The 18,453-nt window shown below is 65.8% G+C and carries 17 protein-coding genes; 11 read left to right on the top strand and 6 right to left on the bottom strand.

The window, feature by feature from the left end; all coding sequences use genetic code 11:
• The first annotated feature begins 83 nt into the window (after window positions 1-83).
• Both A7D16_RS05450 and A7D16_RS05445 read left to right on the top strand, forming a co-directional pair.
• Window positions 84-635 carry a DUF4019 domain-containing protein gene (locus A7D16_RS05450; protein WP_064630579.1) on the top strand — a complete coding sequence of 184 codons (552 nt, stop codon included), beginning with the start codon at window positions 84-86 and terminating at the stop codon, window positions 633-635.
• A gap of 25 nt (window positions 636-660) precedes the next feature.
• Entirely contained in the window at window positions 661-1,062 is a 402-nt protein-coding gene (locus A7D16_RS05445) for an MAPEG family protein (RefSeq protein ID WP_064630576.1), read from the top strand.
• 26 nt (window positions 1,063-1,088) lie between these two features.
• Here the strand turns inward: A7D16_RS05445 and A7D16_RS05440 are convergent, their stop codons facing one another.
• From A7D16_RS05440 to A7D16_RS05425, 4 genes are read right to left on the bottom strand one after another with little or no spacing between them, the layout of a single operon-like run.
• On the bottom strand, window positions 1,089-1,409 hold the full coding sequence (locus A7D16_RS05440; RefSeq protein ID WP_064630574.1) for a hypothetical protein: 321 nt from the start codon (window positions 1,407-1,409) through the stop codon (window positions 1,089-1,091).
• Entirely contained in the window at window positions 1,406-1,648 is a 243-nt protein-coding gene (locus A7D16_RS05435; protein ID WP_064630572.1) for an RNA-binding S4 domain-containing protein, read from the bottom strand. The genes A7D16_RS05440 and A7D16_RS05435 overlap by 4 nt, the downstream gene beginning before the upstream one ends.
• A gap of 36 nt (window positions 1,649-1,684) precedes the next feature.
• A complete protein-coding gene (locus A7D16_RS05430) occupies window positions 1,685-2,332 on the bottom strand; it encodes a hypothetical protein (RefSeq protein WP_064630689.1) in 648 nt (215 codons plus the stop codon).
• A gap of 29 nt (window positions 2,333-2,361) precedes the next feature.
• Window positions 2,362-2,859 carry an RNA polymerase sigma factor gene (locus A7D16_RS05425; protein ID WP_064630570.1) on the bottom strand — a complete coding sequence of 166 codons (498 nt, stop codon included), beginning with the start codon at window positions 2,857-2,859 and terminating at the stop codon, window positions 2,362-2,364.
• A gap of 171 nt (window positions 2,860-3,030) precedes the next feature.
• Here A7D16_RS05425 and A7D16_RS05420 point away from each other — a divergent pair, with 171 nt between their 5' ends.
• From A7D16_RS05420 to A7D16_RS05405, 4 genes are all read left to right on the top strand, one after another.
• Window positions 3,031-4,959 (top strand): DEAD/DEAH box helicase, encoded by a 1,929-nt coding sequence (locus tag A7D16_RS05420; protein WP_064630568.1) that lies wholly within the window; start codon window positions 3,031-3,033, stop codon window positions 4,957-4,959.
• A gap of 264 nt (window positions 4,960-5,223) precedes the next feature.
• Entirely contained in the window at window positions 5,224-7,632 is a 2,409-nt protein-coding gene (locus A7D16_RS05415) for a putative bifunctional diguanylate cyclase/phosphodiesterase (protein ID WP_064630687.1), read from the top strand.
• A gap of 141 nt (window positions 7,633-7,773) precedes the next feature.
• The gene (locus tag A7D16_RS05410) at window positions 7,774-8,496 is read left to right on the top strand and encodes a pseudouridine synthase (RefSeq protein ID WP_064630566.1); all 723 of its coding nucleotides are present in this window, start codon (window positions 7,774-7,776) and stop codon (window positions 8,494-8,496) included.
• A 276-nt stretch (window positions 8,497-8,772) separates the two neighbouring features.
• A complete protein-coding gene (locus tag A7D16_RS05405) occupies window positions 8,773-9,843 on the top strand; it encodes a GGDEF domain-containing protein (protein WP_064630564.1) in 1,071 nt (356 codons plus the stop codon).
• A gap of 29 nt (window positions 9,844-9,872) precedes the next feature.
• On the opposite strand, the gene A7D16_RS05400 is transcribed toward A7D16_RS05405, so the two are convergent.
• Both A7D16_RS05400 and A7D16_RS05395 read right to left on the bottom strand, forming a co-directional pair.
• Window positions 9,873-10,820: a DMT family transporter gene (locus A7D16_RS05400; protein WP_064630562.1), complete on the bottom strand. Its 948-nt coding sequence runs from the start codon at window positions 10,818-10,820 to the stop codon at window positions 9,873-9,875.
• Between the two features lie 352 nt (window positions 10,821-11,172).
• On the bottom strand, window positions 11,173-12,006 hold the full coding sequence (locus A7D16_RS05395) for a DUF72 domain-containing protein (protein ID WP_064630560.1): 834 nt from the start codon (window positions 12,004-12,006) through the stop codon (window positions 11,173-11,175).
• Between the two features lie 412 nt (window positions 12,007-12,418).
• Between A7D16_RS05395 and rraA the strand changes: the two genes are divergently transcribed.
• The 5 genes from rraA to A7D16_RS05370 form a co-directional block, all read left to right on the top strand.
• Window positions 12,419-12,919, top strand: a complete 501-nt coding sequence (rraA, locus tag A7D16_RS05390) for a ribonuclease E activity regulator RraA (RefSeq protein ID WP_064630558.1) — start codon at window positions 12,419-12,421, stop codon at window positions 12,917-12,919.
• A gap of 23 nt (window positions 12,920-12,942) precedes the next feature.
• A complete protein-coding gene (locus A7D16_RS05385) occupies window positions 12,943-14,538 on the top strand; it encodes a serine hydrolase (RefSeq protein ID WP_193395444.1) in 1,596 nt (531 codons plus the stop codon).
• Between the two features lie 196 nt (window positions 14,539-14,734).
• Window positions 14,735-16,000 carry a cation:proton antiporter gene (locus A7D16_RS05380; RefSeq protein WP_064630685.1) on the top strand — a complete coding sequence of 422 codons (1,266 nt, stop codon included), beginning with the start codon at window positions 14,735-14,737 and terminating at the stop codon, window positions 15,998-16,000.
• A gap of 332 nt (window positions 16,001-16,332) precedes the next feature.
• On the top strand, window positions 16,333-16,929 hold the full coding sequence (locus A7D16_RS05375; RefSeq protein ID WP_064630553.1) for a plasmid pRiA4b ORF-3 family protein: 597 nt from the start codon (window positions 16,333-16,335) through the stop codon (window positions 16,927-16,929).
• Window positions 16,930-17,132: 203 nt separating this feature from the next.
• On the top strand, window positions 17,133-18,453 hold a 1,321-nt coding region (locus A7D16_RS05370), incomplete at its 3' end, for an ABC transporter ATP-binding protein (protein ID WP_064630551.1).

Genomic DNA, 18,453 nt, shown 5'->3' with positions numbered 1-18,453 from the left:
CAGCGCGCGCCCTAGACTGCGCTGCGCACCGCAGTGTGTGCAGTCCACCTCCTTCCGTCCGATCCGTACAAGGTCCTTGTCCCATGCTTCGCTCCCGTCTGGTTATCGCGTTGGCACTGGCTCCAGCGCTGGCGTTCGCCCAACAACCGCAGCCCGGCAACCGCGCGGGCAGCCCGGCTGCGGCGCAGCCGGCAGCGGCAGCGGCAGCGCCAGGAACCCCGTCAGCGCAACCGGCACTCAGCGCCGCGCAGCAGGCGCAGCTGACCAAGCAGAACACCGAAATGACCCAGGCCGCGTTGCGGGTGGCACAGATGGTGGATGGCAACCAGATCGCCTCGTTATGGGATGGCGCATCCAGCGTGGCCAAGACGGCCGTCAAGCGCGACGCCTTCGTCAGCCAGATCGGCGCCGAACGCAGCCGGCTGGGTTCGGTGGTCGGGCGCGGGCAGGGCTCGGTGACGCGGGTGAAATATGGCCCCGGCGCACAGGTGCCCGAAGGCCTGTACGTCAACGTCAGCTTCCCGACCCGCTTCGCCAAGGCGCAGCAGCCGGTGCGCGAGCTGGTGTCGTTCCGTCTGGACGAAGACAAGACCTGGCGGTTGGCCGGGTACAGCCTGCGCGCGGCGCTGAAGTGATGTTTTCATCGACCGGGAGAGACGCATGCAACTGAGCATCGAACTGCAAATGCTGGGCTGGGCGATTGTGCTCGGGCTGGTGCAATTACTGGCCGCCTCGGCCGGCATGACCGCTCAACGCGGCACCAAGTGGAACGCCAGCGCGCGCGATGGCGATACCAAGCCGCTCACCGGCGTCGCGGCACGGCTGGACCGCGCATTCCGCAATTATCTGGAAACCTTTCCGATCTTCGCGGCCGCGGTACTGGCGGTAAGCGTGGCGGGGCGCACCAGTGCCGACACAGCGCTCGCCGTGCAGTTGTATCTGTGGGCGCGGGTGGCCTATGTGCCGGTGTATGCGGCGGGAATCCCGTACCTGCGCAGCGCCATCTGGGTGGTGTCGTTCTGGGGCATCGTCAAACTGGTGCGCGCACTGCTGGGCGTGTGATGCAGTATCGCTGCCAGCGATGAGGCTCAACCTGGTGCTTGCACCCGCGCCAGGATCGCATCGATTGCCGCCTGCGCATCGTCGCTGCGCATGGCCTGTTCCAGAATCGGAATCACCCACGCGCAACCGGCCTTGGTGACATCCGCGCGCCAGCCGCCAGGCCAGCCTTCCAGCTCGTGCAAGGCCAGCATGGTGCAGCCGCCACGCTCGGCATGGCCGCCGTGGATGGATTGCTCCAGCCAGAAGGGTTTTTCAGAATCGATCGCGATCGAAAAAACATAGACGTCGTGCTTGGGGTCGTCTGCCGAAGGCGCGTTGTTGCGCTGGCTGATTTCCACCACCTTCATTCGCCGGGCTCGGCATCGGGATCAAGCGCCAGTACGCGAATTTCCACATCGTCCAGCTGCACCAACTGACCGGGGCGGATCTTGGCGGTCTTGCGCAATTCCTGCATGCCATCGACGCTGACCGCGCCGCTGGCCACGATCGCCTTGCCCTGGCCACCGCTGTCGGCAATGCCGGCCAGCTTGAGCAACTGGTTGAGTTCGATGTAGTCGCCGTCCAGGTCGAATTCCAGGTATTGCATGCTGTGCTCGGTCGCAGGGAAGCCGCAATTATCCGCTTACTCGCGCTGGAAACGCGCGATCTGTTCCAGCAGGGTTTCGGCGCGGGCGACGCTGCGGCCGGCATGTGCGGTGTCGATACGTTCCAGCCAGGGATGGCCGCTGCGCTGCAGCCGCCGATAGCCCAGCCAGGTCGCGAGGCCCCCGAGCACGCCGACCAGCCCATTGCACAGCAACCAGGCATGCGGCAGCGACAGGCCGGTGAGCGCGCGCCACGCAGCGTCCGCCACTGCCACCCACAACACCCAGAACGCCACGCCCAGCCATGGCGCAACACGCGTACGCCAGCGCCGCAGCTGTGCAAGCGCGCGCTGTGTCTGCAGCAGCGGTCCGGTGAAATCCAGTTGCGACAACAGCCACAGTTGACGGGCCGCAGAGATCGCCAGCGCAACACACCACACGTGCAACAGCACTCCTCCGACGATGGCTGCCGCCTGATCCGCGGACGCCAGCCAGCTGTGGGCAATGACGCCGCTCAGCGCAATGGCACATACCAGTTGCGCCGACTGGCTCAGCCACAACGGGCGCAGATGCCTACGCGCTGCGTGGCCGCGGATGTCGCCCAGCAATTGGCCGGTGAGCGCGGCCTGTTGCTCCAGCCGTTGTTCCAGTGATCGCCAGGCGAGGGCGATGTCATCCAGTTCCATGTCGTACTCCGGTTGCAGATCGGTGTGGGTCAAAGTTCGGCGCGAATACGGGCTTTCAGGCGGCTGAGTTTGGTGGCGACGTTGGTTTCGCTGATGCCGAGCACCTCGCCGATATCGCGGTAGCTGTGCTGGTCCAGATAGAGCAGCAACAGCGCGCGTTCCAGCGGCGGTAGCTGCGCGATGAAGGCATGCAGCGCGTCCACCTGCTGCGCGCGCTCGGGGTCGTGCGCCAATGGGTCGGCGATGCGCTCGACAACAGCGTCCAATGCGATCGGCTCGCCAAAGGTGCGGCGGCCGCGCAGATCGCTGATCGCCACGTTCAACGCAATGCGGTACATCCAGGTGGAAAACCGCCGGCTCCGGTCGTAGCTGGGAAATGCGCGCCACAGTTGCGTGGCGATTTCCTGCGCCAGTTCGTCGCGGTCGTCGCGGTCGTGGCAATAGCTGGCCGCCACCTTCAGGACGATGCCGCGGTGTTGCTGCAGCAAGCTGCTGAAGTGCGTATGCAGGTCTGTGTCCAGGGGCATGGCTCCGGCCGGGCGGGTGAGTGGATCGGCACGACAGGATGATTCGCGCGGGCGGGCAATTCCTCACAACCTGAATGGACTGTCACGAAAATTTCGACAGCAGGGGGCCTGAGGAGGCACACTATGCTGCTTTGCGCCTGCCGGCTCCGTGCGGCGCCTCCGGAGTTACCAATGACCCAAGAATCTCCCGCGCCGCTGCTGTTTGCAGACCTCGGCCTCTCGGACGCTGTGATGAAGGCCGTCGCCAACGTCGGCTACGAGTCCCCGTCGCCGATCCAGGCTGCCACCATTCCCGCGCTGCTGTCCGGCCGCGACGTGCTCGGCCAGGCGCAGACCGGTACCGGCAAGACCGCCGCGTTCGCACTGCCGGTGTTGTCCAACGCCGACCTGAATCAGCTCAAGCCGCAGGCGCTGGTGCTGGCGCCGACCCGCGAGCTGGCCATCCAGGTTGCCGAGGCATTCCAGAAATATGCCGAAGCCATTCCCGGCTTCCGCGTGCTGCCGGTGTACGGCGGCCAGCCGTACGCACAGCAGCTGAGCGCGCTCAAGCGCGGCGTGCATGTGGTGGTCGGCACCCCCGGCCGCGTGATCGATCACCTGGACCGCGGCACCCTGGACCTGTCCCAGCTCAAGACGCTGGTGCTGGACGAAGCCGACGAAATGCTGCGCATGGGCTTCATCGACGACGTCGAAGCGGTGCTGAAGAAGCTGCCGGAAAAGCGCCAGGTGGCGTTGTTCTCGGCCACCATGCCGCCGGCCATCCGCCGCATCGCGCAGACCTATCTGAAGGACCCGGCCGAAGTCACCATCGCGGCCAAGACCACCACCTCGGCCAACATCCGCCAGCGCTACTGGTGGGTGAGCGGGCTGCACAAGCTGGACGCGTTGACCCGCATTCTCGAGGTCGAGCCGTTCGACGGCATGATCATCTTCGCGCGCACCAAGGCCGGTACCGAAGAACTGGCGCAAAAGCTGCAGGCACGCGGTCTGGCCGCGGCCGCCATCAACGGCGACATGCAGCAGGCGGCACGTGAGAAGACCATCGCCCAGCTCAAGGACGGCAAGCTGGACATCCTGGTCGCCACCGACGTGGCCGCACGCGGCCTGGACGTGGAGCGCGTCAGCCACGTGCTGAACTACGACATCCCGTACGACACCGAAAGCTATGTGCACCGCATCGGCCGCACCGGCCGTGCCGGCCGCAATGGCGACGCCATCCTGTTCGTGACCCCGCGCGAAAAGGGCATGCTGCGCTCGATCGAACGCGCCACCCGCCAGCCGATCGAAGAGATGCAGCTGCCCAGCGTGGATGCGGTCAACGACACCCGCGTGGCGCGTTTCATGACCCGCATCACCGAGACCCTTGCCGGCGGCCAGACCGAGATGTACCGCGATCTGCTGCAGCGCTACGAGACCGAAAACAACGTGCCGGCGATCGAGATCGCCGCTGCCCTGGCCAAGCTGCTGCAGGGCGATTCGCCGTTTCTGCTGACCCCGCCGGTACGTGGCGCGCGCGAGGAATTCACCCCGCAGCGCAACGAGCGTGCCGACCGCGGCGACCGTCATGACCGCGGTGAGCGTGGCGAGCGCCCGCGTTTCGAGCCCAAGTTCGAGCGCGGCCCGCGTGCCGACGGCGAGCGCGCTGCGCGTCCGCCGCGTGGCGACGATGCCGGCGGCGAGCGTCCGCGTCGCGACCCGGTTGCCCCGCGTGGCGAGCCGGAGTTCGGCATGGAGAGCTACCGCATCGAAGTGGGCCACACCCACGGTGTGAAGCCGGCCAACATCGTCGGCGCGATTGCCAACGAAGCCGGGCTGGAAAGCCGCTATATCGGGCGTATCGACATCCAGGACGATTATTCGATTCTGGATCTGCCGGCCGACATGCCGCGCGAACTGCTGACCCACCTGAAGAAGGTCTGGGTGTCCGGGCAGCAGCTCAACATGCGCAAGCTGGAAGAGGGCGAAGCGGCCGCGTCGCCGTCCAAGCCGCGCTTCCCGCGTGGCGGCAAGCCGTCCGGTCGCCCGAACGGCCCCGGCCGTCCGATGGACCGTGCCGGCGCACCGCACCGCAAGGGTCCGCCCAAGCCGCGCGGCGAGTAAGCACGGCTGGCGTCGCCTGCGGCAGCAGCCAGCAGGCGGCGTCGATGCCTAGTATCGCTATGCACTTAGATGCATAGCTGGGCCGTTAAAGCGCTCGGGCACCTCGCCCAGCGGGCGATCAGGCTGTTTCAGCCAGCGTCGCTAACCTGACCCGCAGCCCGCCAAGCGTGCACTGCCATACAGACCGGGCCGTTGCGGCCGCTACTGCCTTCAGGCACCCAGTGGGCGCCTGAATCGCACTGGGGCGGCGAAGGACGGATGGCGATGGCGCAGGCAGCACGCGGCAAGGGCAGTGGGAAGACCATGCACATGGTGCGTGGCTGGCTCACGCTTCCTCTGGCGCTCTTGATCGGTATCGCCGTGTGCATGGCGGTGGTGTCGGCGCTGGTGATCGAAATCCAGTCCGGTGCGACCGCCTGGATCGTCGGGCAAAGCCATTGGTCCAACGCCCAGCAGGAATCGGTGTACTGGATGGAGCGCTATCTCGGTAGCGGCGATCCGGCCGACCTGCAGGCGGCTTGCCGCGCGCTGGAAGTGCCGCTGGGCGACCGCGCGGCGCGCGTGGCCATCGAACAACCGGTGATCGACTGGGACGCGGTCTACGCCGGTCTGGCCGCTGGCCGCAATGCCCATCAGGACGTGCCGCAAATGGTGCGGCTGTATCGCTATGGCCAGCAGTTTCCGTATCTCGGCGACGCCATCGCGCTGTGGAAGCACACCGACGCCGGCATCCTGCAGCTGAGCGCCCTGGCCGACCGTGCCGCCTCGGTGCAGGCCACCAGCCGGCCCGACCCGCGCGCGCTGCAGGCACTGCGCGACGAACTGCATCTGCTGGACGGCCGCATGCGCCGCAACGCGTCCGAATTCCTGGTGCAGCTGACCCGCTGCGCGCGGCTGCTGCACGATGTGATGGTGGTCTGCAGCCTGGCGACCTTGCTGCTGGTGTTGACCACCTGCGTGCTGGCGATGCGGCGCATCCGCGATTACCTGCTGTCGCACGAGGGCCGCTTCCGCACCGCGTTTCAGCAGGCGGCGCTGGGCATGGTCAAGTTCGATCTGCGCGGCCACGTGCTCGATGCGAACGCTTCGATGGCCAACATCCTGCATTACCGGCCGGAAGAGCTGCAGGCCTGCACGCTGGCCGAGGTGATGCATCCGGACGACATCGCGCTGGACAGCCGCGGCATGATCGATTGGCCCAAGTTGCTGCAGTCCGGCGAGCTGCGCTTCCTGCGTGCCGACGGCGGGGTGATGTGGGGGCGCTGGAGCGCCTCGCTGGTGGAGCCGGGGCCGGAAGAACCGACCCTGGTGCTGGCGGTGATCGAAGATGTCTCGCACGCGCACGAGCTGGCCGGCGAAGTGGCCTTCCACGCGCGTCACGATGCGCTGACCGGGTTGATCAACCGCCACGAAATCGAACGCCGGCTGCTGCGTCTGATCGAGCTGCCGCTATCGCCGCAGGTGTGCCACGCGCTGTGCTTTGTCGATCTGGATCATTTCAAGCTGGTCAACGACACCTTCGGGCATGCGGTCGGCGATAAATTCCTGTGCCATTTCGCCGATGTGATCACCATGCAGTTGCGGCCCGGCGATTGGTTGGGGCGCCTGGGCGGCGACGAGTTCGCCATCCTGTTGGCCAATACCGATCTGGTGCAGGCGCAAGCCTTGTTGGAGCGCATGCACGGCGTGCTTGGGCAACCGTGGAGCCATCAGGGTGGGCGGCCGTTGACGCCGAGTTGCAGTTTTGGCGTGGTGGAAGTGCGCGCGGGCGCCAGCGACGTCAACGCGTTGATGACTGCCGCCGATCTGGCCTGCCATGCAGCCAAGGAAGAGGGGCGCAACCGTATTCGCTGCTTCAACGAAAACGATCTGGCGCTGGCGCAGCGCCGCCACGACGGTGGCTGGATCAGCGCGGTGCAGCAGGCCATCGCCGAACAACGCTTGCTGCTGTACGCACAGAAGATTCAGGTGCTGAGCGACCCTGGGCGGCTGCAATACGAGGTGTTGGTCCGCATGCGCGCACGCGACGGGCGGGTGCTGAGCCCGGGCGAATTCCTGCCGGCGGTGGAGCGTTACGGCTTGGGGCGCATGGTCGATGCATATGTGCTGGAATCGTTATGCGCGCAGTTGTCGGCCAACCCGATCCATGTCGCGACGCTGGATCTGTGCCACGTCAATCTGTCTGCGCAATCGATCGCGCAAGCGGATTTTCTCGATTTCGTCTGCACGTTGTTCGAGCGCTACCCGGCGCTGGTGCCGAAGCTGTGCATGGAGATCACCGAGACTGCGGTCATCAGCGATCTGGAACACGCGCAGCGCTTCGTGCAGAGCGTGCGCGCGCGCGGCTGCCATGTGGCGCTGGACGATTTCGGCAGTGGCCTGGCCTCGTTCGGCTATCTCAAGCAGTTCACCGTGGACGTGTTGAAGATCGACTGCGGCTTCGTGCGCAATTACGCGCACGATGCGGTGGATCGCGCGGCAGTGCATTCGATCGCCCAGGTGGGGCTGGCGCTGGGCATCGAAGTGGTGGCCGAAGGTGTGGAATCGGAAGCCGATATCCCCGGGCTGCGCGACGCCGGCGTGGGCCAGGTGCAGGGCTTCAGCCTGCACCGTCCGTGCCCGCTGGAAGACCTCATCCACATGCCGCAAGCGCTGGTGGCGGTGTCTGGGTAAGGGCGCATCGGCAAACGGGCACGCGCAGCGCCAGGCGGATGCCGCGTGTACGCGCAGATGGCAGGCCGTGCGCCATGCCACTTGCCGGCCTCGGCAACTGGCATGGCGCACGGCCTGCGCTAAATCGCCGATAATTGGCAGATGACGACTCGACTCAACAAATACATCGCCGAAACCGGCTTCTGCTCACGCCGCGAGGCCGACCGCCTGATCGGCGAACGGCGGGTGACCGTCAATGGCGTGCCCGCCGGCACTGGCGCAGTGGTGGGCGAAGAAGACACCGTGCTGGTGGACGGCCAGCCGCTGCGCACCCGCGAGGCCAAGAAGCTCGGTGGCCGCAAGCATGTCTACATTGCGCTCAACAAGCCGGTGGGCATCACCTGCACCACCGAAAGTTCGGTCAAGGGCAACATCGTCGAATTCGTCGGTCACGAGCAACGCATCTTTCCGGTCGGCCGGCTCGACAAGGAGTCCGAAGGGCTGATCCTGATGACCAGCAACGGCAACATCGTCAACGAGATCCTGCGCGCGGAAAACCGCCATCAAAAAGAATATCTGGTGGCGGTCAACAAGCCGGTCACCGACGAATTCCTGCGCGGCATGGCGCGCGGCGTGCGCATCCACAACGAGACCACGCTGCCGTGCCGCACTGCCCGCATCGCAAAATTCGGCTTCCGCATCGTGCTGGAGCAGGGCTTGAACCGGCAGATCCGCCTGATGGCCGCCGAGTTCGGCTACCGGGTGACGCAACTGCGCCGGGTGCGCATCGACAACATCAAACTGGCCGCGCTCAAGCCGGGGCAGTGGCGCAACCTCAGCGATGCGGAACTGCGCGGCCTGCTGCCGCAACGCACCGACTGGTAAACAGCTTTGACGGGCCGCCCGCGCTGTCGCGCGGTGGGCGTAGCCGGTGTTCGGAATCGGCAGGTGGCATTGCGGTATCGCCGTGTTTCTGCGTTGCCCGCACCTGTGTGGCGACTGCTCGCCGGGCGGTGGATCGCGGAGTGACAGGCCACTTCAACAGAGCCGACGCCGGCCTGAACGGTGCGCACGCAGGCATGCGGCGTGGGGCGCCTCCCGGTAGTGGCGCTTTGTGGGCTCCGGCATACTTTCACCGATAACAGCCAGCGGGGGCGGGCAGTGATCAAACCGGAATTGCCGAGCAACGAGGCCGAACGGCTCGCCGCGTTGCGTCAGTACGAGGTGCTGGATTCGCCAGCCGAACGCGCATTCGACGACCTGACCATGATCGCGTCCACGCTGTGCGAGACGCAGATGGCGGCAGTGGTATTGGTGGACGAAGACCGGCAGTGGTTCAAGTCTGCGCACGGGGCGCCGCGCAGCGAGGCGCCACGCGATATCTCGTTCTGTGCGCACGCGATCCTGCGCCCCGACGAAGTGCTGATGGTGGACGACACCCTGCTGGACCCGCGCTTTTACGACAACCCGATGGTGGTCGGCAGTGCCGGGGTGCGCTTCTACGCCGGCGCGCCGCTGGTGAGCAGCCAGGGCATGGCGCTGGGTTCGCTGTGTGTGTTCGACCAGACCCCGGCGCATCTGCGCGAGGACCAGCGCGAAGCCCTGCAGGCATTGTCGCGGCAGGCCTCGCACTTGCTGGAGCTGCGGCTGGCCGGCAAACAGCTGCGCCAGCAATTGCACGAGCGCGATTGGTACGAGCAACAGATGGCCGGCTATTACGCGGCGATGGACGCGTTGAACGCCGATCTGGTCGAACAGACCCGCACCGACCCGCTGACCGGCCTGCCCAACCGGCGCGCGTTTGCAGTGGCACTGGCGGCGGCCACCGAGCAGACGCGCGCGGCGGGGCAGCCGTTATCGGTCGCGTTGCTGGACGTGGACCATTTCAAGACCGTCAACGATGTGCACGGGCACGACCAGGGCGATGTGGTGCTGCGCGAACTGTCCACGTTGTTGCGTGCGCATGTGGCCGGTGCCGGCACCATCGCCCGCTATGGCGGCGAAGAATTCGTGCTGCTGCTTCCCGATGCGGATCTGCTGCATGCGCGCGTGCAGTGCGAGTACCTGCGCCAGAGCGTTGCGGTGATGACCATCGCGCTGCCGGTGACGGTGAGCATCGGCGTGGCAACGCTGCATCCGCAGGAGAGCGTGGAAGCGGTGATCAAGCGCGCCGACCAGGCCTTGTATGCGGCCAAGCGTGGCGGGCGCGATCAGGTGGTGGCGCTGGAGTAGATCGGCGTGTGTTGGGTGCGCCGTGCAGGTCAGTCGACGATCGTCTTCGCTTCGGCCGTCCCCAGCAATTCCGGGTGTACCACCTTGCGCCGACGTTCCAGTACCGGATGCAGGAACACCGCGCCGAGAATGATCGCAACGCCGAGATAGAACTGCAGGGTGAGTTCGCGTTGTTCGCCCAGCAGCGCGATCGCCAGCACGATGGCGTAGACCGGTTCGAGATTGGTCACCAACTGCACCGAGTAGGCGCTGAGATGGCGCAGCGCCACCAGCGCCAGCGCAAACGGAAGCAAGGTGCAGGCCAGCGACAGCGCCAGCAGCAACACGCCATCGTGCAGGCTGGGCACAACCAGTAGATCGCCATGCAACGCCGGCAGCAGCAGCGGCATCGCCGGTGCGAGCAGGGTCAAGGTCAGTGTGCCGGCACCCAGTTCCAGCGCGGTGACGGTGAGCGGGTCGGCATGCGCCACCATGCGCTTGTTGAGCGAGCCGAACAGCCCGACGAACACCGCCGAGATCGCGCCCACCACCACGCCGGCACGCATGCCGTCCGGCACCCCACCCACCACCAGTGCCACGCCGGGCAGCACGGCCAGCCCGAACAACAGCTCGCGCGGGCGGAACGGGCGCTGCGTCACCCACGGCTCGATCACGGCCGTGAATACCGGTGCCAGCGCGATACAGGTCGCCGCCACCGACGCATTTGCCAGCTTGATCGCGCCGTAGAAGGTGAGCCAGTGCAAGGCGACCAGCGCGCCGATGCCGCAATAGCCCAGCACCACGCGCCCGGAGAGGCCGCGCAGCCCGCGCCACACGCGCGGCCACAAGGCCAGCGCCGCCACCACGATCAACATGCGCCACCACACCAACGGCAACGCCTGCAGCGTGATCAATTTGCCCAGGATCGCGGTGATGCCCCAAAGCAGCACGCAGAAATGGATTTGCAGTTGCGCCTTGCGCAGGTCGGTCGTGGGCATGCGCCATTGTCGCCGAAAAGTGGCGCAACGCCGCCAAGCGGCGAGCGGATCGTTGCCGACAATGGCAAGCTCGGTTCCCGCTGCGCACTAAGCCCCTCTCCCCCCGGGAGAGGGGTTGGGGTGAGGGTGAGGCTTACCCATAACCCTGCACCATCCGCTGAGTCGCTAAAGCTCAAATCACAGTAAACATCTCCAGCTTTCCGCACGACATCGGTGACTAAACGGCCACAGCGATCAACGGCACGCCGGAGACTTACGCAGTCGTCGCACACGACAACGCCTTATCCACACGCAGCATCGTCGTCTAGATGCATCTGCCACACGCACAGCCGCCTGCAACGCCAGCGACGCACTAACCCGGCGGCAGCGCTTTCAACAACGCTATCGCCGCCGCCGGGTTGCGCTCTTTCGCCGCACTGATGAAAAACACGAAGACCTCGCGTGGCTGACGTGCCGGCGGGGCTGTCGCGTCCACATGCGGCAGATCGGCCGGGTCGTCGCCGCGTCGCCAGGCCTGGATACGCTCTGCCCAGCGTGCCAACGCCGGCGCCGGATACCCTGCGTGCAGCCGCGCCTGGCTGCGCATCAACCGTGCGTAGACGAAGTCGGTAGACAGATCGGCAAACGACGGATGCTCCTCCGAATCGGTGAACACGGTGGCCACACCATGGTCACGCACCAAGGCCAGCAGCGATGTATCCACCGCGTCGTGGTCGCGAATCTCCAGCACATGGCGCAGCGCACGCGTGCCTGCCCGCTTGGGCAATAACGACAGAAACGCGTCCAGATCGTCGGCCTGCAACCGATGGCCTTGCTCGAATTGCCACACCAGCGGCCCAAGGGTGTCGCCGAGCTCGACAATGCCGGCGATGAAATCCTCCACCTGTGCCTTGGTGCCGGCCAGCTTGCGCGATTGGGTGATGCGGCGCGGCGCCTTGGCCGAAAACACGAATCCGGGCGGTACTTCATCGCGCCACTTTGCGTAGGTGGCCGGCTTCTGCGTGCCGTAATAGGTGCCGTTGATCTCGATGGCGGTGACGTGGCGGCTTGCGTATTCCAGCTCGCGGCGCTGCACCAGTCCCGCCGGGTAGAACATGCCCGCGCGCCATGGTGCATACACCCAGCCACCGATGCCGATGTGGATGCCGTCGAGGGCGGGCGGGGCGGAAGCGAACAGATCGGTCATTGCGTGGATACTCGCTGACAGGGGCGCGCGCCATTGCCGGTGCTGCAGCGGAGGCAACGCGCGCGGGCCGATCATAGCGGCGGCGCACGCGGTGCGCTGAGATGGTGGCGTCGCGTGCATTGCCGGTTGCGCGATGCAATGGCAGAGCCTGCATGTGGCGCACCGGCGTCTCTTTGTTCTGTTGTCGGCTGGCGTGTGGACACCGCCAGCGCGGGTGCGCATCAGAACGGCCAGCACGCCGCAAGCAACGCAGGTGATGCCGCGCGCCGGCAACCTCCATGCAAGGGCGCAACGAAGTGCTGCCCGCGTGTGCACACTACCGCCGCCTGCGTGCCTGTGCGGCACGTCACTCGCCGCCCGCGCGCGGGCGGACCCGGCTACCATGCCAGCTCTGCCGCGCGAGATCGCCCCAATGACCTGGACTACGCCCGATCTATGTGACCGCTACCCGGAAGTGACCGTCGCCGAGCCGCTATTCCGTCATTTCGGCGGGCGCACGGCGTTCTCCGGGCCGATCGCCACGGTGCGCTGTTTCGAAGACAACTCGCGGGTGCGCGAGCTGGCCGCAACGCCGGGCGATGGTCGCGTGCTGGTGGTGGACGGGCAGGGCTCGCTGAAGCATGCGCTGCTGGGCGACCAGATCGCCGCCAACGCGGTCGCTAACGGCTGGGCCGGCGTGCTGATTCACGGCTGCGTGCGCGATGTGGACATTCTGGCCACCCTGCCGCTGGGGGTGCTGGCGCTGGCGGCCTGCCCGCGGCGCACCGAACGGCGCGATCTGGGCGATGTGGAGGTGCCGGTGAATTTTGCCGGCGTGGCCTTCGTGCCGGGCCATTGGCTGTATGCCGATGCCACTGGTGTGCTGGTGGCGCCGCAACCGTTGTCGCTGGATGGCGGCAGCGAATCGATCTGACCGAAAACCCTGAGGGTGACGCAGTGACCTTGAACCGATGGCTGAGTGGGGGCGTGCTGATGATGGCAAGCTTGGTGACGACAACGCACGCGGCCGACCTTCCCGCCGGCATGCAGCAGTTCGATGCGCAGATGGAACGCGTGCGCAAACAGTTCGATGTGCCCGGAATTGCGGTGGCCATCGTCAAGGACGGCCAGGTGGTGCTGGAGCGCGGCTATGGCGTGCGCGAGACCGGCAAGCCCGCGCCGGTGCAGGCCGACACGCTGTTTGCGATTGCCTCCAACACCAAGGCATTCACTGCCGCGTCGCTGTCGATTCTGGCCGACGAAGGCAAGCTTTCGCTCGACGACAAGGTCATCGACCACCTGCCGTGGTTTCGCATGTCCGACCCGTATGTGAGTGGGCAAATGCGCGTCCGCGATCTGCTGGCGCACCGCAGCGGCCTGAGTCTGGGCGCAGGCGATCTATTGTTCTGGCCCACCACCAGCTACACCACCGAAGAGGTCGTGCAGCGCCTGGCCAGGGTGCCGCTGAAGGGCGGCTTTCGCGACCGCTACGCGTACGACAACATCCTTTACGCGGTCGCCCAGAAGGTGATCGAGCAGGTGTCCGGGCAACCCTACGCGGCGTTCTTGCAGCAACGCATCTTCGGCCCGGTGGGCATGCGCGGCACACGCTTCAATGCCGACCATCTGCAGCCCGGCGATAACGCCGCAGTAGGGCACGCCAAGTACGACTTCACCGACCTGCGCACGGTGGCGCCGCTGACCTGGTCCAACAACTCCGGGGCCGGCGGCATCTATTCCAGTGCGCACGACATGGCGCTATGGATGAATGTGCAACTGGCTGGCGGGATGTTGCCCGATGGCAAACCGTTGTTCAGCGCCAAGCGCCAGCAGGAGATGTGGTCGATGATCACACCGATCCCGATCGCCGAGGCGCCGGTGCCCGAGCTTGCCGCGGCGCGGCCGAACTTCGCCGGTTACGGCGAGGGTTGGAGCCTGAGCGATTACCGCGGCCATCGCCTGGTCTGGCATACCGGCGGCTGGCCCGGCATGGTGTCGCGTCTGACGCTGGTGCCGGATCAGAAACTGGGCGTGGTGGTGTTGACCAACCAGGAAGTGGGCGCGGCGTTCAATGCGGTGACGCTGCAGGTGCTGGACGCGTTCCTGCAGGTTCCAAGCACCGATTGGACCGACGCGTACGCCAAGGCCGTGGCCAAGGCAGACAGCGAGGCCGACAGCAGCTGGAAGAAGCATCAGGACGCACGCGTTGCACGCTCGACGCCGTCGTTGCCGCTACGCGGTTATGCGGTGACTTATCGCGACCCCTGGTATGGCGATGTGGTGATTCGCCAGGAAGGCAAGCGCCTGCGTCTGCAGTTTTCCAAGACAGCGCAATTGGTCGGCACCCTGGAGCATTGGCAGCACGACAGCTTTATCGTGCGCTGGGACGACCGTTCGTTGAACGCCGATGCCTTCGTCAACTTCGCACTGACGCCCGATGGCGCGGTGCGCGAGATGCGCATGGAGCCCATTTCGCCGCTGACCGATTTCAGTTTCGATTTTCAGGACCTGGTGTTGACGCCGGTGCGGGAAGCCTCGGCCGCGTCGAAGTGACATGCGCTTGAGACGGTGTGACAGGGGGCGTTATCGCGCCCGCTGTTTCGTGGACCCGCCTGCCACCGATGACGTCGGTGGGTCTTTGTAGAGCGACATAACGTTTGGGCTGCCGCCATTGCAACAGCCGCGCTGCTACCACCCACCGGCGCTGCTCGTTATGATCCGCGCACTTCTCAAGGATGTCCCAGCACGCATGACCACTCCGCAGATGTCGGTGTACTTCTTTTTGCAGGCCGCAGCGATCCTGCTGGTGTGCCGGTTGGTCGGCATGCTGGCCAAGCGCCTGGGGCAACCGCAGGTGGTGGGCGAAATGATTGCCGGCGTGATGTTGGGGCCGTCCTTGTTCGGCTTGCTGGCGCCAGGCGCGCAGGCAGCCTTGTTCCCCAAGCAGACCATGGACGTGCTGTACGTATTCGCGCAATTCGGCGTGGGCCTGTACATGTTCCTGGTCGGGACCGATTTCCGCAGCGACCACTTTCGCGCGCGCTATCGCAGTGCGATGAGCGTGTCGTTGGCCGGCATCGCGGTGCCGTTTGCGCTGGCGTTCGCCATGTGCCCGTGGCTGCTCGACGTGGACGGCCTGTTCTCGGAAAAGGCCAAGCTGATGGAAGCCTCGCTGTTCCTGGGCGCGGCCATTGCGATCACCGCATTTCCGATGCTGGCGCGCATCATCCACGAGCGCGGTCTGACCAATAGCCCCCTGGGCACGCTGGCACTGACTGCCGGCGCCTTCGACGACGCCGCCGCCTGGTGCATCCTGGCCGTGGTGCTGGCCAGCTTCGGCGGCAGTTGGGGCAGTGCCTACCTGGCCATCGGCGGCGGCGTTGGCTATGCGTTGTTCATGATTTTCGTCGGCCGGCATCTGCTCACGCGGCTGGCCGATCACGTAGTGCCGGGCCAGCCGCTCAGCAACAGTGTGCTGGCGGTGGTGCTGATGCTGTTCTGCCTCAGCGCCTGGGCGATGGATGCGATCGGTATCCATGCGGTGTTCGGCGGTTTCCTGCTCGGTGTCTGCCTGCCGAGGGGCGCATTGACCGAGAAGCTGCGCGAGATGATGCAGCCGTTCGTGGTGGTGTTGCTGCTGCCGTTGTTCTTCACCTATTCGGGTTTGAAGACCCAGCTCAGCGTGTTGCTGCAGCCGCAGATCATGCTGGCCGGCGTGGCGATCCTGGCCGCATCGTTCATCGGCAAGGGCGTGGCGTGCTGGGCCGCAGCGCGTGCCACCGGCGAGAACAATCGCGATGCGATGGCGATCGGCTCGCTGATGAATGCACGCGGGCTGATGGAGCTGATCATCATCAATATCGGCCTGCAGGCCGGGGTGATCGAACAAGGCCTGTTCTCGGTGCTGGTGCTGATGGCGATCCTGTCCACGTTGATGGCTACGCCGCTGTTCAACTGGATCATGCGCCGCCACGCCAACGTGAGCGATGCGGTGCCGAGTTTGCAGCAGCGCTGAGGGGTCTTCATCGATGCCGCTGTCAGCGGTTGCGGCATGACTGCTTCGATGGGGTACAGCGAGACCTTGATGCTCGCTGGGATGCGAGGCACAGAAGGCGCGTTGGCGTATGCGGTGTCGCGCTGCTTGCGGGCATCTGCGCAGTATCGTGTCGCTGTGCTGTGGCGCTGACGTGTCAGCCTCCAGGCTAGGTGACCGAGCTGTTCCACTTGCGTACGTTCGCACGCAGGAGCGCTATCGGCAGCGCGCGCATTTGCGGTGTCCAGTGCGTGGCAATGCGCCCGGTCGCGCGTCGCTGCATACTTGCGGTGCAAACAGGTAGCCAAGACACGATGACCAAAGCAAAAAAGAAAGCTGCACAGCCGGTGCTGCCAGCACCTTCGCCGGTCTATCAGCTGCAGGTGTCGCTGGTGGACAGCACGCCGCTGATCTGGCGGCGCGTGCAGGTGACGGGGGCGGTGCGCCTGGCCACGCTGCATCGCGTGTTGCAGGCGGCGATGGGCTGGAATGCGGTGCATCCGTACGAATTCGACCTGGGCGGCGGCCGCTATGGCGAAGCCGGGCTGGATGTGCCGGAGCGCTCCCGGCTCAAGCACGCCGCCCGCGTCAGCGTCGAAAGTGCGGTGGGCGAGCTGGAATGGTTCGACTATTTCTACGGTGCCGGGCCCGGCTGGCAGCACCGCATGCAGGTCGAGGCGATCCTGCCGCCGGATGCCGGCCTGCGTGTGGCGCGCTGCCTGGACGGTGCCAATGCCTGCCCGCCGGAAAACAGCCAAGGCCTCCAGGCCTACCAGGCACTGCTGCAGATCATCGCCGACCCGGATCATGCCCAGCACGTGCAGGAGTTGGCCACCTTGGGTGGGCGCTTCGATCCGGGCCATTTCGATCTGGCCGAGGTCAATCGCCTGCTTGCGCGTGTCCGCGAGTGAGCGGTTGAACCCTCACCACATGCGGTGAGGGCTGGGCCATGCATGGCGCCGGCAGGCGGAATCGATGCGGCAGACGCGTTGTCTGTCGCGTGCATCGCGGCCTGCCACGCGTGTGCTGATGCGACCGTCCGACACCGGCGCCACTGCAGCTTGACGCCCGATCGGCTAGCCTGACTGCCCGGTTTTTCCCGAAAGTGTCTGCGATGTTCCGCTGGTTCGAATCCCTGATCGATATCTTCCCGCCCATCGAGCGGGAGATGCCGCCACGCAGCGTGTGGCGCTTTTATCTGCATTATCTGCGGCCGTTATGGCCGATATTGCTGGCCACCTTGATTGCCGGGCTGCTGCTGGCGCTGGTGGAAGTGGCGATGTTCGACTTCCTCGGCCGCATCGTCGACATGCTGTCCGACAAGCCGGGGCCCGACTTTTTCCGTCGCCACGCGGGCGAGCTGATCTGGATGGCGGTGATCACGCTGGTGGCGCGGCCGTTGTTCACCGGCCTGCACAACCTGCTGGTCAATCAGGCGATCGTGCCCGGCTTGAGCAACCGTTCGCGCTGGCTGATGCACAACTATGTGGTGCGCCAGAGCCTGGGCTTTTTCAACAACGATTTCGCCGGGCGCATCGCCAACCGGGTGATGCAGACCGGCACCTCGTTGCGCGAATCGGCCGTGCAGATGGTGGATGCGCTTTGGTACATCGTGGTCTACACCGGCAGTGCGCTGTGGTTGTTCGCGCAGGCCGACCCCTGGCTGATGGCACCATTGCTGATCTGGCTGGTGGTGTATGTGGCGCTGATGGCATTCTTCGTGCCGCGCATGAAGGCGCGTGCGTGGGTCGCATCGGATGCGCGTTCCAAGGCGACCGGTCGCATCGTCGACGGTTACACCAATATCTCCACGCTCAAGTTGTTCGCCCATGCCGGCCGCGAAGAGGCCTATGTGCGCGATGCCATCGACGAGCTGGCAGTGAAGCATCGCGGGCAGACCCGGGTGACCACCGCGATGGATACCGCCATCGCAGTGGCGAACGGCTTCCTGATCGTGGGCACCTGCGCGCTTGCGCTGTGGTTGTGGAGCCGCGGCCAGATCAGTGTGGGCGCAATCACCTTGGCCACCGGTCTGGTGATCCGCATCCACAACATGTCCGGCTGGATCATGTGGACGGTGAACGGCATCTTCGAAGACATCGGCACCGTGCAGGACGGCATGCAGGCCATCTCGCAACCGGTGCAGGTGCAGGACGCACCGCATGCGGTGCCGCTGCGGGTGACCCAGGGGCAGGTGCAGTTCGAGCACATCCACTTTCATTACGGCAAGCGCGGCGGCGTGATTGCCGGGCTGGATCTGCAGGTGCGCGCCGGCGAGAAGATCGGCCTGGTCGGGCCATCCGGTGCTGGCAAATCCACCTTGGTCAACGTGTTGCTGCGGTTATACGACCTGGAGCAGGGCCGCATCCTGATCGATGGGCAGGACATCGCAACAGTCACGCAGGAAAGCCTGCGCGGGCAGATCGGCCTGGTCA

This window comes from Xanthomonas nasturtii (genome assembly GCF_001660815.1).
Classification (GTDB): domain Bacteria; phylum Pseudomonadota; class Gammaproteobacteria; order Xanthomonadales; family Xanthomonadaceae; genus Xanthomonas; species Xanthomonas nasturtii.
This window is presented reverse-complemented; position numbering and strand designations above follow the sequence as displayed.

Coding starts and splice junctions, on each gene's coding strand:
- A7D16_RS05445 (WP_064630576.1), top strand. CDS start 661: ATGCAACTGAGCATCGAACTGCAAATGCTGGGCTGGGCGATTGTGCTC.
- A7D16_RS05430 (WP_064630689.1), bottom strand. CDS start 2,332: ATGGAACTGGATGACATCGCCCTCGCCTGGCGATCACTGGAACAACGG.
- A7D16_RS05435 (WP_064630572.1), bottom strand. CDS start 1,648: ATGCAATACCTGGAATTCGACCTGGACGGCGACTACATCGAACTCAAC.
- A7D16_RS05440 (WP_064630574.1), bottom strand. CDS start 1,409: ATGAAGGTGGTGGAAATCAGCCAGCGCAACAACGCGCCTTCGGCAGAC.
- A7D16_RS05375 (WP_064630553.1), top strand. CDS start 16,333: ATGACCAAAGCAAAAAAGAAAGCTGCACAGCCGGTGCTGCCAGCACCT.
- A7D16_RS05380 (WP_064630685.1), top strand. CDS start 14,735: ATGACCACTCCGCAGATGTCGGTGTACTTCTTTTTGCAGGCCGCAGCG.
- A7D16_RS05400 (WP_064630562.1), bottom strand. CDS start 10,820: ATGCCCACGACCGACCTGCGCAAGGCGCAACTGCAAATCCATTTCTGC.
- A7D16_RS05420 (WP_064630568.1), top strand. CDS start 3,031: ATGACCCAAGAATCTCCCGCGCCGCTGCTGTTTGCAGACCTCGGCCTC.
- A7D16_RS05395 (WP_064630560.1), bottom strand. CDS start 12,006: ATGACCGATCTGTTCGCTTCCGCCCCGCCCGCCCTCGACGGCATCCAC.
- A7D16_RS05425 (WP_064630570.1), bottom strand. CDS start 2,859: ATGCCCCTGGACACAGACCTGCATACGCACTTCAGCAGCTTGCTGCAG.
- A7D16_RS05410 (WP_064630566.1), top strand. CDS start 7,774: ATGACGACTCGACTCAACAAATACATCGCCGAAACCGGCTTCTGCTCA.
- A7D16_RS05415 (WP_064630687.1), top strand. CDS start 5,224: ATGGCGCAGGCAGCACGCGGCAAGGGCAGTGGGAAGACCATGCACATG.
- rraA (WP_064630558.1), top strand. CDS start 12,419: ATGACCTGGACTACGCCCGATCTATGTGACCGCTACCCGGAAGTGACC.
- A7D16_RS05450 (WP_064630579.1), top strand. CDS start 84: ATGCTTCGCTCCCGTCTGGTTATCGCGTTGGCACTGGCTCCAGCGCTG.